The sequence below is a fragment of the Chitinophagales bacterium genome, from assembly GCA_017303835.1.
Classification (GTDB): Bacteria; Bacteroidota; Bacteroidia; order Chitinophagales; family Chitinophagaceae; genus JAFLBI01.
The window spans coordinates 87,123-100,539 of sequence record JAFLBI010000002.1 but is presented as its reverse complement, the minus strand read 5'-3'; the positions used below and the strand labels follow the sequence as shown (position 1 = coordinate 100,539).

The window sequence follows — 13,417 nt, the reverse complement described above, 5'->3', positions numbered from 1 at the left end:
AATTTTTATACAAGCGATGGGCATAAGTTTCCATCGCTTTTTTATTGTCTCCAAGTAATTTGCTGCTGCAAAACAGAATATTATGAACGAACTGATTGAGCGTTTGTGCAAAGAGGCAGGAATTACGCCAGAGCAGGCACAGAAAGCTGTTGCCGCTATCGCGGGATTCGTGAAAGAGAAATTTCCCATGCTGGGCGGTGCGGTGGACAATATTTTCGCTGCAGGTGCCAGTCAGGATGATGCAGCTTAATCCCTACAGTATCGTAGGGATTATTTACCCAACACTTCTCTTGAAATAACCAGCTTCTGAATTTCAGAAGTACCTTCTCCGATAGTACAGAGTTTGGCATCACGATAATGCTTCTCTACGGGGAAATCCTTGGTATAACCATAGCCACCAAAAATCTGAATGGCTTCTGTAGCAGCTTTCACCGCAACTTCACTGGCATAGTATTTTGCCATCGCACCTTCGCGTGTCACTTTCTCACCTTTATTTTTTCTATCACATGCCTGCCAGATCAATAAATCGCTGGCAGCAATTTCTGTGGCCATATCAGCTAACTTAAAGCTGATGCCTTGAAAATTGGCAATGGGCTGATCAAACTGATGGCGCTCCTTGGCATATTGCAATGCTGCTTCATAAGCACCTTTCGCAATACCTGCAGACAATGCCGCAATGGAAATACGGCCACCATCTAATATTTTCAAAGCCTGACGGAAACCATCGCCTACTTCACCCAGTCTTTGGCTATCAGGAATTCTGCAATTGTCGAAAATCATTTCAGCTGTTTCACTCGCACGCATCCCCAGCTTATTCTCTTTCTTACCACCAGCGAAACCTGGTGTACCACGCTCTACAATAAATGCTGTTGCATTGCCACTGGTTCTAGGCTCACCTGTTCTGCACATCACCACAGCCACATCACCACTTTTTCCATGCGTAATCCAGTTCTTGGTACCATTGATGATCCAATGATCTCCATCTCGCACGGCAGTTGTTTTCATATTGCCCGCATCACTGCCAGTATTCGGCTCAGTTAAACCCCAGGCACCAATCCATTCAGCTGTAGCCAACTTGGGCAGGTACTGACGCTTCTGCGCTTCGTTACCAAACAAGAGTATATGGGCAGTGCACAAAGAATTGTGTGCAGCAACGCTCAATCCGATAGAACCACAAACCTTGGCAATCTCCTGAATGATGGCATTGTATTCGAAATAACCCAAACCTGCACCACCGTATTCTTCAGGCACCAAAACCCCCATCATGCCCAGCTTACCTAACTCCTTGAACACATGCACGGGAAACTCCTGCGTCTCATCCCACTCCATCACATAGGGCTTGATATGCTGCTGCGCAAAATCACGGGCCGTTTGCGCTACCTGTGCCGTTAGTTCATCCTGCAAAAAATTCATTGTCAATGGTTTAAATAGACGGAGGTTGCCAGTAACAAGCAATCGTTAAATCGGCAACCTCCTGAAAACAAACAATCGTTAGTTAGTTTCTCGGGAGCAAAAATAGGGGCTCTTTTGATACAGCCAAATTTCTTTATGCTGGAAAATGTTAATCTGTATCTGTTTTTAAATACGGTAGTAATCGAACAATGATCTCTGGTCGGATATCCGGTATACTTTTCAATTCATCCACAGATTGAATCACCCCTTTGGATTGCCTGAATCGTATGATAGCATCGGCAGTTGCCTTGCTACAATACGGATGCTGACTCAATGTTTCTTTGTTTACCTCCGCCAAAGACCATCGCTGATGCGAGCCCGACTTCAAAACCAATTGCGCACGTATCTGCTCAAACAACTGCTCACTGATACCACTCACTTCTTTCAACTGCTGCACAGAATAAAACCCACCTAGTGCTTCGCGGTAGCGAACAATACGTTCAGATAACACTTGACCAATGCCCGGCAATTGTTCTAATGTTGCTGCATCTGTAGCATTAATATCTATTCGGGTTAGCGGCTTTACCTCGCTTCGCTGAGCAATATAGCCACTCGATTCTTGTTGCATTCCGGCAATCCTCACATAGGGCACCAATCGGTCTGCATCTTCCGGTCTTAGCGTATAGATCTTGCGTAAATCATCCGGCTTTCGGAATCGTCCGCCCTTACTACGGTAATTGATGATGGTACGCGCTGTCCTTGGCGGCAAACCCAAGCGCACAAAACCTGCTTCATCCAAAGTATTGGGATCAAAAGCAAATAACTGTGCAGGTACTGTGGCAGCAGGTATGTTGTTAGAAAAATTAGCAGATGTATGATTAGTGTTGCTATGATTTTCCTCCTGCAATTGTTTTGCTATTGCTAACAATTCCACATCCGTTAAAGGTGGATCTCGTTTTACTTCATAGAAATAGGGCCATGCATAAAACGCACCTGTAATTAAGACAAGAACAATTAGCGCATTGCGCTCGCGCTTGGAAAAATAGAAATAGTCGCGAATAATCCTTTTCAGCATAACACAAGTTTTGCTTCAAAGGAGGCTAAACATGGAGTTGTAAACCATCGTATGCCAGATGAATACCGGCTGGTAATTCCTGACTGACATCCGTGTATTTGCCTAACTGGTGACTAATATGCGTGAAATACGCTTCCGGTACACCAAGGTCTTGTACTAAAGTTACTGCTTCACTCAATGTAAAATGCGAGAGATGCGGCTCTCTGCGCAAAGCATTTACAACCATCAGTTTTGAGCCACGCACTTTCGCCAACTCATCAGCATCAATCCGATTGGCATCTGTGATATACGTAAAATCACCAAAGCGAAAACCATAGACCGGCATTTTCAAGTGCCATACCACAATCGGTATTACCGGAATATCGCCAATGTAAAATAGTTGCTCATCAATGGTGTTGAGGTTCAGTTGGGGAACACCCGGGTATTTGGTATCGGAGAAAGCATAATAATACTCTCTTCGTAAAGCTTCTTCCGTTAAAGTATTGGCATAGATATCCATACTTTTCTGCTGGATATAATTATAGGCACGCACATCATCCAAACCTGCTATATGATCCTTGTGCGGATGGGTGTATAAAACTGCATCCAACTTCTTGTTCTGAATGCGCAACATCTGATAACGAAAATCGGGCGTGGTATCCACCACAAAAGTGGTAGTTGCTGACTGTACCAGAATGCTGGTACGTAGTCGCTTGTCGCGCATATCATCAGACCTGCACACAGCACAATCACATGCCACCATGGGCACACCTGTACTGGTGCCTGTACCTAAAAATGTAATGGTAAGCGGCGGACATTTCACACCGCTAAAGTAACGAATAAAGCTGCCTTATGCTACAGCTGAATGCTTGATCACCTCATCATAGAGTTTCTGACTCTCGTGGGTGAGCTTATCAAATTCAATATTCAACTGCGGAATCAATTCCAGCAGTGTATTGATTCTACCTTCTACGTTCAGGAATTTATTGAGCACCACAATTCTTCTAGCCTCAAGCAAACACCAGCCGCTTTGAAATGTGCCGCGCTCATAGCGAACCACATAATCAGATTCGCCCAAAATATCTTCCAATTTATCTAAAGTGCCTTGCGTGTATTTCATAGTTGCTTACTCCTTTTGGAATAACAGGTACGGATTCAAAAATAAGCGGGATGCGGGTTTAGAGGCAGGCGAATTATCCACAAGACCTGCTTAAATAGCTGTTTTAGATGCCATTTTGATCACCGGAATGATCATTTCCTCCAAACTCACCCCGCCATGCTGAAACGTATTGCGGTAATACTGTACAAAGTGGTTGTAATTGTTGGGATAACAGAGATAGCCATCTTCCTTAGCGAAAATGTACGAAGAGTTGATACCCGGCACGGGCAGTCCAGCTTCCTTAGGATCTCTGAATGCCAAAACTTCCTTGGGTTCATAATTCAGGTTACGGCCATGCTTGTACCGCAGATTGGCCGTGGTTTGTTTATCACCTTGCACCTTATACGGTGTATTCACGCGCACACTACCATGATCAGTTGCTAGCACAATACGGATGGGCTTATCAGCAATTTTTTTCAATGCTTGGTGTAGCGGACTATGTTCAAACCAACTCTTGGTTAAACTGCGATAACTGGTTTCATCTGCTGCCAACTCTTTCAATACTTCCATTTCTGTACGCGCATGGCTGAGCATGTCCACAAAATTGTAGACAATTACATTCAACTCATTGCCTAAGAGATTGTGGACATTATTCACCAGTTGTTGCCCGTCTGCATGATTGAGCACTTTGGTATAACTGAGACGGATATCTTCTTTCTTCAATCGCTTTAGCTGCGCACGCAGAAACAATTCCTCACTCATATTTTTTCCGCCCTCATCATCATCATGTTTCCATTCATTCGGGAACTGCTGATGAATCTGCAGTGGTAATAAGCCGGCACAAATTGCATTACGACTGTATTGCGTTGCAGTTGGCAAAATGCTAAAGAAAGTTTCTTCTTCCAATATGCGAAAACTCTCTGCGAAAATTGGCTGTATGGCTTTCCACTGATCGAAACGCAGGTTATCTATGAGGATGAAGAAAGTAGAAATTCCTTTCTCTACATGCGGTAACACTTTGTACTGCATTAATTGGTGACTCATCACCGGAGCATCAGCTGCTTTATTATTGATCCACTCAGCATAATGCTTGCTGATGTATTTGAAGAATGCCGTGTTTGCTTCATCTTTCTGTGATTGTAATACTTCCCGCATTTCGGGACTATCACTCTTCTCCATCTCCAGTTCCCAATACACCAATCGCTTGTAGATATCCATCCATTCTCTGTAACCCGGATTATCCTGTAAAGCCATGAACAAATCGCGAAACTGTTGTTGATACGCTGTATTGGTTTTCTCAGCAACCAGTTTTCTGTTCTCAAGAATCTTTTTCAAGCTCAACAACACCTGATTGGGATTTACCGGTTTGATGAGATAATCCGTAATCTGACTACCAATCGCTTCATTCATCAGATTCTCTGTTTCATTACGGGTAATCATCACCACAGGCAAATGCTGTCGCACTGCTTTAATTCGTGTAAGCGTTTCCAACCCCGTAATGCCGGGCATGCTTTCATCGAGCAAGACCACATCAACGTGATTCGCTTGCACAAAATCTACTGCATCAAACCCATTGGTAAAAGTGGTAACAGTATAGCCCTTGCTTTCTAAAAAAAGCTTTTGTGATTGCAGGCTTTCGATTTCATCATCTACCCAGAGAATTGTTGCATTACTCATATCGTGAATGTACTTGAAAGATTGGGTAGTATTGGGCGATAGGCGCTGTTTGTTCAAAAGTATCGGATCGGTGTTGAAATTGTACATTTGTTCACTGCTTTAACAAAGCCCCAACAGCATGACCGCGAAAAGAAAGATCATCAACGACCCAGTGCACGGATTTATCACCATTGATCATCCCCTGCTGTTTCGCATCATCACACACCCATATTATCAGCGCTTAAGACGCATTCACCAGATGGCCATGGCCTACCTTGTTTACCCTGGCGCCGTACATACCAGACTGCATCATTCGCTTGGCGCCTATCATCTGATGTGCAATGCCGTTACTGAGCTGAAGGCAAAGGGTGTTGTTATTACAGAAGAAGAAGCATTGGCAGCCAAAGCTGCGATACTATTGCACGATATTGGTCATGGACCATTCTCACACGCCTTGGAACACGTATTGATTCAAGATGTGCATCATGAAACCTTGAGTCTACAAATCATGCAGGCAATGAATCAGGAGTTTGATGGTGCGCTGGATATGGCCATTGCTATTTTCACCGATCAATACCCGAAAAAATTCCTGCACCAACTCATCAGCGGACAGCTGGATGTGGACCGTTTGGATTACCTCACACGCGACAGCTTTTTTACCGGCGTAAATGAAGGTGTGATTGGTTATGACCGTATCATCAAAATGTTGGTGGTGCATGAAGGCCAATTAATGGTGGAAGAAAAAGGTATTTATAGTATTGAGAAGTTTTTAGTTGCACGCAGACTCATGTACTGGCAAGTGTATTTGCACAAGACTGTTTTGGCGGCAGAGAAAATGCTGGTGCATATTCTAGATCGGGCAAGAAAGCTTGTTACCATGGGGGATACAGAGATTACAACAGGCGGCACACTGGATTATTTCTTTTTCACCTACTCGGGTAAGATGGATGCATTTTCGCTTTCGAAGTTTTGCTTATTAGATGATGCCGATATCAGCTTTGCAGTTAAGAAATGGGCCAACCATCCGGACAAAGTGCTTAGCCAACTCTGTACGATGTTGCTGAATAGAAGTCTGCTAAAAATCACCATTTCACCCAATCCGCCAGAACCAGCTTTGGTACAATCGCTGCAAGAAAAAGCTGCCCAACAATTGGGTACTTCTCTGGAAGATGCTGCCAATTTTGTGTTTACAGGCGACGCAAGCAATACCATGTATCAGACAAAAGACGAACGCATCAATATTTTGTACCGAGATGGCAGTGTAAAAGATATCTCTGAAGTAGACAATGCCTTGATCCAGCAAAACCTATCGGCACCCGTTAAAAAATTCTACATTTGTTCATTGCGGTAAACCGCTGCAATACTGTCACTAATCAGCATTTATGCAATTTACAGCTGCGCAGATCGCCATGATGACTGGCGGACAAGTTGAGGGCGATGCACAAGCATCTGTAGCCTCCTTTGGTAAAATTGAAGAAGCCCGTGCCGGACAACTGGCATTTCTGGCCAATCCCAAATACGAGGAATACCTCTACAGCACGCAGGCATCTATCGTCATCATTCATGCAGCATTAGCACTGAAGCAGCCCATTGCAGCTACCCTGATTCGCGTACAAGACCCATACTCCGCATTCGCTTCACTGATGGCCAAGTATCAGGAATTACAGGCACAGCAATTAACGGGTATTGAACATCCTAGTTTTATAGCAGAAACAGCCACAGTAGGCAAGAATGTCTATGTAGGTGCATTTGCCTATATCGGCAAGCAGGCCAGCATTGGTGAAGGCAGCAAAATTCATCCCGGCAGCTTTATTGGAGAACGTGTGCAAATTGGTAAGCAGGTGGTCATTCACGCTGGTGTGAAAATTTACCAAGACTGTGTCATTGGCGATCATGTAATCGTTCATGCAGGTGCTGTCATTGGCAGTGATGGTTTTGGCTTTGCACCTCAGGCAGATGGCACTTATCAGAAAGTGCCTCAATTAGGCAATGTAGTAATAGAAGATCAGGTAGAGATTGGCGCCAATACCACGATTGATAGAGCAACCATGGGTTCCACCATCATCCGCAAGGGTGTGAAACTCGATAACCTAGTACAGATAGCCCATAATGTAGAAATCGGTCAGAATACCGTTATTGCCGCCCAAACGGGCATCAGCGGCAGCACCAAAGTGGGCAAATACGTCATGATCGGTGGCCAGGCCGGTGTTGTAGGGCATATCACTATTGCCGATAAAACTCGTATCAACGGTAAAAGCGGCATAACAAAGAGTATCAAGGAACCTAATACAGCGGTGAATGGCAACCCGGCATACGACCACACTTCCTTCCTTCGTTCTCAGGCAGTTAGCAGAAACCTGCCCGAATTGGAGCGAAAAGTGAAGGAATTGGAAAAGCTGGTTGCCCAGCTACAGGCGGAAAGATTGAACGCCTGAAATTCGTCCCGCCCCATTGTTTAACTTATTTTTGCTGACTTACGATGCGACCAAGCTGCAATAGCGGCTAATTTCGCGTCTCTATTCATTGATAATCAGTATTGTACAATTCATAGGCATGGACAAACACTTCAATCCCGATATGCAGCATACCCTGGCCAGCTCGGTGAGCATCAGCGGTACAGGTCTGCACACGGGTATTCTGGTAGATATGACGCTGAAACCGGCCAATCCCGGATTTGGTATCCATTTTCAGCGTATCGATCTGCCCAATCAACCCATTATTAAAGCCGATTGCGACCTGGTAACCGATACCAGCCGCGGCACCACCCTGCAAGTAGGCGATGCCAAAGTGAGCACTGTTGAGCACGTATTGGCTGCATTGGTAGGTATGGGGGTTGATAACTGCCTCATTGAATTGAACGGCCCTGAAATTCCCATCATGGATGGTAGCTCCATGCCCTTTATTGAGCTGATTGAAAAAGCGGGTGTGCTGGAACAAGAAGCAGCAAAAGCTTGGTACAGCATTGACGAAAATATTTTCCATTACGATGAAGGAAAGCGTGTAGAAATGGTGGCCATGCCAGCTATGGATTACCAGATCACTACGCTGATCGATTTCAATAGCCCGGTATTGGGCACCCAGCACGCTGGCTTAAAAACGATGCGCGATTTCAGAAATGAAATTGCACCATGCAGAACTTTCTGTTTCCTGCATGAACTGGAAATGTTGTTGGATAACGACCTCATCAAGGGCGGCGATATCAATAATGCAATTGTTGTTGTAGATAAGCCGGTAACAGACGATGAGATGAGCCGCTTGGCCAAAATTTTCAAGCGTGAGAAAGTAGAAGTGAAGAGTGAGGGTTATTTGAATAATCTGGAACTGCGTTTCCCTAACGAACCAGCAAGACACAAACTCTTGGATGTTGTAGGTGATTTAGCCCTGATTGGTTATCCCATCAAAGCCAGAATTATTGCCAACAGACCCGGCCATAGCAGCAATGTAGAGTTTGCAAAAAAGATCAAGCAATACATCAAGAAGAATAAGCATGTAAAGGATGTGCCTGTGTACGATCCAACCATGCCGCCTGTGTACAATTTGGAAAAAATTGAGAAGACACTCCCGCACAGATTCCCATTCTTGTTGGTTGATAAGATCACTGAATTAACAGACAAGCATATCGTTGGTATCAAGAATGTCACATTCAACGAATGGTTTTTCCAAGGACATTTTCCCGGCAATCCGGTAATGCCCGGTGTATTACAGGTAGAGGCCTTGGCACAAACCGGTGGTATCCTTGCCATCAACGCCATGCCTGAAGGCCAGTATGACACCTATTTTTTGAAAATAGATAATTGTAAATTCAAACAGAAAGTAGTGCCCGGCGATACCATGATTCTCAAATTAGAGATGACTGCACCTATCCGCCGCGGTATTTGCGAAATGCACGGATCTGTTTATGTAGGTGGTAAAGTAGCTACTGAAGCCGATCTGGTTGCTCAATTAGTTAAACGCGGATAATCCGACAACCCGCACCAACTTCATTTATGACACATCCTTTTACCTACATAGACCCTAACGCCAAAATTGCGCCCAACGTAAAAATCGATCCCTTCACGGTGATTCATGGTGACGTAGTGATTGGCGAGGGCACCTGGATTGGCAGTAATGTAACCATCATGGATGGTACACGCATTGGTAAGAACTGCCGCATCTTCCCAGGTGCTGTTTTGGGTGCTGTTCCTCAGGATTTGAAGTTTAGCGGTGAAAAAACCACCGCCGAAGTAGGTGACAATACCACCATCCGTGAATTTGTAACCATCAATAGAGGTACCAACGATAGAGGCAGAACAAAAGTTGGTAGCAATTGCTTGATTATGGCATACAGCCATATTGCACATGATTGTATTGTTGGCAATAATTGCATCATCAGTAACAGCTCACAAATGGCAGGCCATGTAACTATGGGTGATTGGGCCATCATTGCCGGTGTTTCTGCTGTTCACCAGTTTGTCAATATCGGACAGCATGCCTATATCGGCGGAGGTAGTCTCGTGAGCAAAGATGTACCGCCTTATATCAAAGCAGTACGCACACCTTTGAGCTATGGCGGTGTAAATAGTGTGGGTTTGAAGCGCAGAGGATTTAGCCACAATCAAATCAACCATATCCTTGATATCTACCGCATCATCTACAACAAAGGCATGAATACATCTCAGGCTTTGGAATACATTGAAGAAGAAGTGAGTGCCAGTGATGAACGCGATGAAATCCTGACTTTTATTCGCGAAAGTGGCCGAGGTATTATTAAGCGCTTCACCAAAGGCGCTACAGACGAAGATTAATTCAGCATGATCACCATCCGCTTAGCCGATGCAGGTAAACGATTCAACAGGGAATGGATCTTCCGTAGGTTAAGCTATGTCTTTGAGCAAGGACAATCCTATGCCATCATTGGTGCCAATGGTAGTGGTAAAAGCACGCTACTACAGGTCATTGCCGGTGCCATGAATCCTAGCGAAGGACAATGTGTGTATTCCAATAATGATACAACCATTGATAACGAACTGATCTTTCAGCAAACAGCTATTGCTGCACCATATCTCGAATTAATTGAAGAAATGACGGCGAAAGAGTTTCTGGACTTTCACCAGCAGTTCAAACCCTTTCAAACTGGATTCAGTACAGATAGTATTCTGGAAGCTATCAGCATGCAGCATGCAGCAGACAAGCAAATCCGCTATTATAGTAGCGGCATGAAGCAGCGCATCAAATTAGCTCAGGCCATTTTTACAGATACACCTGCATTGCTTCTTGATGAGCCTTGTACCAATCTTGACCAGCAAGGCTATGCTTTGTACCATCAACTCATTCGCGACTATTGTAAAAACAAATTGATTATCGTTTGCAGCAACGATACGCAGGAATACGATTTCTGCACCCACCAGCTCAATATCATGCAATACAAGCAGGCCTGATAGTTCAGGCTTATTTGTACATTTAAGCATGAAAAACCTGCTTTTCGCTTTATTGTTTTTACCAGCCATGATGCAGGCGCAATCCAAATCTGCATTCGTTCAAGTAAAAGACCAGTCCTTTCTGCTGAATGGCTCCAGTTATACTTTTCTGGGCACCAATTTTTGGTATGGCCATCACCTTGGCGCATATGACACAGCGAGACTGATTCGTGAACTTGACAGATTATCTGCAATGGGTGTGAAAAATCTGCGTATCCTTGGCAGTAGCGAAGGTCCTGATGAAGAACCTTGGCGGATGTCGCCCGCATTACAAACCAAACCCGGCGTTTACAACGAAGCATTACTCAAGGGAATGGATAAACTGCTCGTGGAAATGCGTAAGCGCAACATGAAAGCAGTTGTTGTTCTCAATAATTTCTGGCCATGGAGTGGCGGGATGGCACAGTATCGTGTTTGGGTGAACAATACATTACGTATTCCCTATCCTCCTCCACAACCATATGGGGATTGGCATCGGTATCAGGTATTTACTGCACTTTTCTACAAGGAGCCAGAAGTAATTACACTCTTCCACAACCATGTAAAGTTTATGATTGAGCGAGTGAATAGCCTCTCGAAAATTGCTTATAAAAATGATCCCACCATCATGAGCTGGCAATTGTGTAATGAACCGAGAGGCATGCGGCAATTGGATGCATTCAGGGATTGGATACACAACACAGCACAACTCATTAAATCTATCGATAAGAACCACTTGGTTTGTGCAGGTGTGGAAGGCGAAACCAATGATGCAGCTTATGCAGGTATGGATGTAATAAAAGATGCCAGCTCTCCATTTATAGATTATACCACTGCACACTTATGGGTACAAAACTGGAATGTGTATGATCCTAACAGACATGAACTGACTTATCGTAATACCGTCAAATACATGCAGGATTATGTACGCAAACATGTTGCTTTAGCGAACAAGTTGAATAAACCATTGGTATTGGAAGAGTTTGGCATTGGCCGAGATAAGGGAAGCATGGATATAGCAGCAGGAGTTAAAGTGCGTGACAATTACTACGGCAAGGTTTTTGAAGAAGTGATACAGTTGATTCAAAGCAATACAGCACTGCGTGGTGTGAATTTCTGGGCTTGGGGAGGAGAAGGCAGACCAGCAAAAGCCGGTGGATACTGGAAAAAGGGTGATGATTATATTGGGGATCCACCACATGAGCAACAAGGCTGGTATAGTGTGTATGACACCGACAAAACCACCATTCAGCTGATTGGTGAATATGCAGTGAAGATCAACTCACGAAACTGATCATGCGCGCCAGACTACAAAATAATTGGCATCTATTTCTTTTTGCTGCTATTGCCGCAGGCTGCATCATTGCCATGGGCAAACAATCCGGCATGGGTGTATCTCCCGACTCTGTTTTCTATTTAGAAGCAGCCAAAGAATTGATACAAGACCACGCACTGGAAGATTTCAATCACCTGCCACTTGTTGACTTTCCTGCAGGCTATCCCTTGTTACTGGCTTTTGTTTCCTGGATTACACAAACAGATCCAGTGGTCTTTAGTACAGCGCTCAACGCATTACTCTATGCCTGCTTTATTTTTTTATCCGGCCGACTCACACAATATCTTTTTCCGAATAAAATATGGTTACAAATTGCAGTACTCGGCAGCTTGGTGGTTAGTCCGGCCACCATTGAAATCTATGCAATGTTGTGGTCTGAGACCAGCTTTCTGGTGCTGCTCGTCTTATTTATGCTAGTAATGGGCAATGCATTAACCCATACCACAAAAGAAAAATGGTGGATACTAGCTGCAATCATTGCAGGATATACTGCATTAACAAGGTATGCGGGCATCACCATCATCGCTACAGGCTGCATGCTTTTGTTGCAGCAAACAAACTGGAAGCAAGGACTACGCAAAACTGTATTGTTTGGACTACTCGCATCAATACCACTCACCATCAACCTCATTCGCAATAAACTACACACAGATACATTTACCGGCTTACGAAAACCAGCAACCACTAGCTTTTTGGATAATCTTGGTTTTACTTTTGATACCATTCAGCATTGGTTATTCTTACCATTTTCAACTCAGGCATGGGTTACAGGAAGCATTGCACTCGTGCTAATGATAGCTGCGCTTATCCTGCGCAGAAAAGATGCCTATGGAAAAGTGCTTTACAGCTTTGCCTTGATCTATAGCGCGTTCATGATTATTTCTGCCAGCACCAGCAAACATGAACAACTCAATAGTCGCCTGTTGGCAGCCATACTACTTCCAATCATCATCCTTGTATTTGACCTGATTTATCAGTTACATCTACAGAAGCGCCTATCCACACTGGTTGCAAGCATCTGTATAACACTCATTTGCTTTTCCTGGCAATACAAATACTATCCCATCAACTGGGAAACCTGGGATGGCGTAAAAGATGCAGGCGTACCGGGCTATCGCGAACAAATGTGGGGAGAGATGGAGATTGTACAGTATCTCCGGAAACACAAGCAAGATTTTCAGCCCGCTGATTCTATCTATGCCAATGCGCATGATGCAGTACATTTTTTATCCGGCATCTATAGCCGACAATTACCACAAAAAGAGTTTGGCTGGCAGATCAATAGATTGAAACAATTGCCCTGCGGTTATATTGTATTCATTCGAGATGCTGATAATCCGGAATTGATTTCTTTGGATAGTATTCGCCAATTCAAACAACTGCAGCCGGTAGTGCAATATGAAGACGGCGCACTCTATCGTTTTTGCGACAGCACAAAACAATGA

At 44.2% G+C, this 13,417-nt stretch carries 13 protein-coding genes; 8 read left to right on the top strand and 5 right to left on the bottom strand.

Translation table 11 applies throughout. From position 1 onward, the window contains the following. The first annotated feature begins 82 nt into the window (after positions 1–82). Positions 83–250, top strand: coding sequence for a hypothetical protein (locus J0L83_13170; GenBank protein ID MBN8665527.1), 168 nt, complete (start codon positions 83–85; stop codon positions 248–250). A gap of 20 nt (positions 251–270) precedes the next feature. Here J0L83_13170 and J0L83_13165 read toward each other — a convergent pair whose 3' ends face one another. The 5 genes from J0L83_13165 to J0L83_13145 form a co-directional block, all read right to left on the bottom strand. Continuing rightward, on the bottom strand, positions 271–1,413 hold the full coding sequence (locus J0L83_13165) for an acyl-CoA dehydrogenase family protein (protein MBN8665526.1): 1,143 nt from the start codon (positions 1,411–1,413) through the stop codon (positions 271–273). 148 nt (positions 1,414–1,561) lie between these two features. After that, positions 1,562–2,467: a helix-hairpin-helix domain-containing protein gene (locus tag J0L83_13160; protein MBN8665525.1), complete on the bottom strand. Its 906-nt coding sequence runs from the start codon at positions 2,465–2,467 to the stop codon at positions 1,562–1,564. Between the two features lie 25 nt (positions 2,468–2,492). Beyond that, positions 2,493–3,269 carry an MBL fold metallo-hydrolase gene (locus J0L83_13155; protein ID MBN8665524.1) on the bottom strand — a complete coding sequence of 259 codons (777 nt, stop codon included), beginning with the start codon at positions 3,267–3,269 and terminating at the stop codon, positions 2,493–2,495. A 27-nt stretch (positions 3,270–3,296) separates the two neighbouring features. Then, the gene (locus tag J0L83_13150; GenBank protein MBN8665523.1) at positions 3,297–3,566 is read right to left on the bottom strand and encodes a hypothetical protein; all 270 of its coding nucleotides are present in this window, start codon (positions 3,564–3,566) and stop codon (positions 3,297–3,299) included. 90 nt (positions 3,567–3,656) lie between these two features. Then, positions 3,657–5,222, bottom strand: coding sequence for a PglZ domain-containing protein (locus J0L83_13145; GenBank protein ID MBN8665522.1), 1,566 nt, complete (start codon positions 5,220–5,222; stop codon positions 3,657–3,659). Between the two features lie 118 nt (positions 5,223–5,340). On the opposite strand from J0L83_13145, the gene J0L83_13140 reads away from it, so the two are divergent. The 7 genes from J0L83_13140 (at position 5,341) to J0L83_13110 (ending at position 13,417) form a co-directional block, all read left to right on the top strand. Then, positions 5,341–6,552, top strand: coding sequence for an HD domain-containing protein (locus tag J0L83_13140; protein ID MBN8665521.1), 1,212 nt, complete (start codon positions 5,341–5,343; stop codon positions 6,550–6,552). Between the two features lie 31 nt (positions 6,553–6,583). Next, entirely contained in the window at positions 6,584–7,636 is a 1,053-nt protein-coding gene (lpxD, locus tag J0L83_13135; GenBank protein ID MBN8665520.1) for a UDP-3-O-(3-hydroxymyristoyl)glucosamine N-acyltransferase, read from the top strand. Positions 7,637–7,754: 118 nt separating this feature from the next. Then, entirely contained in the window at positions 7,755–9,161 is a 1,407-nt protein-coding gene (locus J0L83_13130) for a bifunctional UDP-3-O-[3-hydroxymyristoyl] N-acetylglucosamine deacetylase/3-hydroxyacyl-ACP dehydratase (GenBank protein ID MBN8665519.1), read from the top strand. Positions 9,162–9,187: 26 nt separating this feature from the next. After that, complete coding sequence (lpxA, locus tag J0L83_13125; protein MBN8665518.1) at positions 9,188–9,985, top strand: acyl-ACP--UDP-N-acetylglucosamine O-acyltransferase; 798 nt, start codon at positions 9,188–9,190, stop codon at positions 9,983–9,985. Positions 9,986–9,994: 9 nt separating this feature from the next. Then, positions 9,995–10,618 (top strand): ABC transporter ATP-binding protein, encoded by a 624-nt coding sequence (locus tag J0L83_13120; protein MBN8665517.1) that lies wholly within the window; start codon positions 9,995–9,997, stop codon positions 10,616–10,618. Between the two features lie 28 nt (positions 10,619–10,646). Then, positions 10,647–11,930 carry a cellulase family glycosylhydrolase gene (locus J0L83_13115; protein MBN8665516.1) on the top strand — a complete coding sequence of 428 codons (1,284 nt, stop codon included), beginning with the start codon at positions 10,647–10,649 and terminating at the stop codon, positions 11,928–11,930. Positions 11,931–11,932: 2 nt separating this feature from the next. Continuing rightward, positions 11,933–13,417: a hypothetical protein gene (locus tag J0L83_13110; protein MBN8665515.1), complete on the top strand. Its 1,485-nt coding sequence runs from the start codon at positions 11,933–11,935 to the stop codon at positions 13,415–13,417.

Coding starts and splice junctions, on each gene's coding strand:
- J0L83_13170 (MBN8665527.1), top strand. CDS start 83: ATGAACGAACTGATTGAGCGTTTGTGCAAAGAGGCAGGAATTACGCCA.
- J0L83_13165 (MBN8665526.1), bottom strand. CDS start 1,413: ATGAATTTTTTGCAGGATGAACTAACGGCACAGGTAGCGCAAACGGCC.
- J0L83_13160 (MBN8665525.1), bottom strand. CDS start 2,467: ATGCTGAAAAGGATTATTCGCGACTATTTCTATTTTTCCAAGCGCGAG.
- J0L83_13150 (MBN8665523.1), bottom strand. CDS start 3,566: ATGAAATACACGCAAGGCACTTTAGATAAATTGGAAGATATTTTGGGC.
- J0L83_13145 (MBN8665522.1), bottom strand. CDS start 5,222: ATGAGTAATGCAACAATTCTCTGGGTAGATGATGAAATCGAAAGCCTG.
- J0L83_13140 (MBN8665521.1), top strand. CDS start 5,341: ATGACCGCGAAAAGAAAGATCATCAACGACCCAGTGCACGGATTTATC.
- lpxD (MBN8665520.1), top strand. CDS start 6,584: ATGCAATTTACAGCTGCGCAGATCGCCATGATGACTGGCGGACAAGTT.
- J0L83_13130 (MBN8665519.1), top strand. CDS start 7,755: ATGGACAAACACTTCAATCCCGATATGCAGCATACCCTGGCCAGCTCG.
- lpxA (MBN8665518.1), top strand. CDS start 9,188: ATGACACATCCTTTTACCTACATAGACCCTAACGCCAAAATTGCGCCC.
- J0L83_13115 (MBN8665516.1), top strand. CDS start 10,647: ATGAAAAACCTGCTTTTCGCTTTATTGTTTTTACCAGCCATGATGCAG.
- J0L83_13110 (MBN8665515.1), top strand. CDS start 11,933: ATGCGCGCCAGACTACAAAATAATTGGCATCTATTTCTTTTTGCTGCT.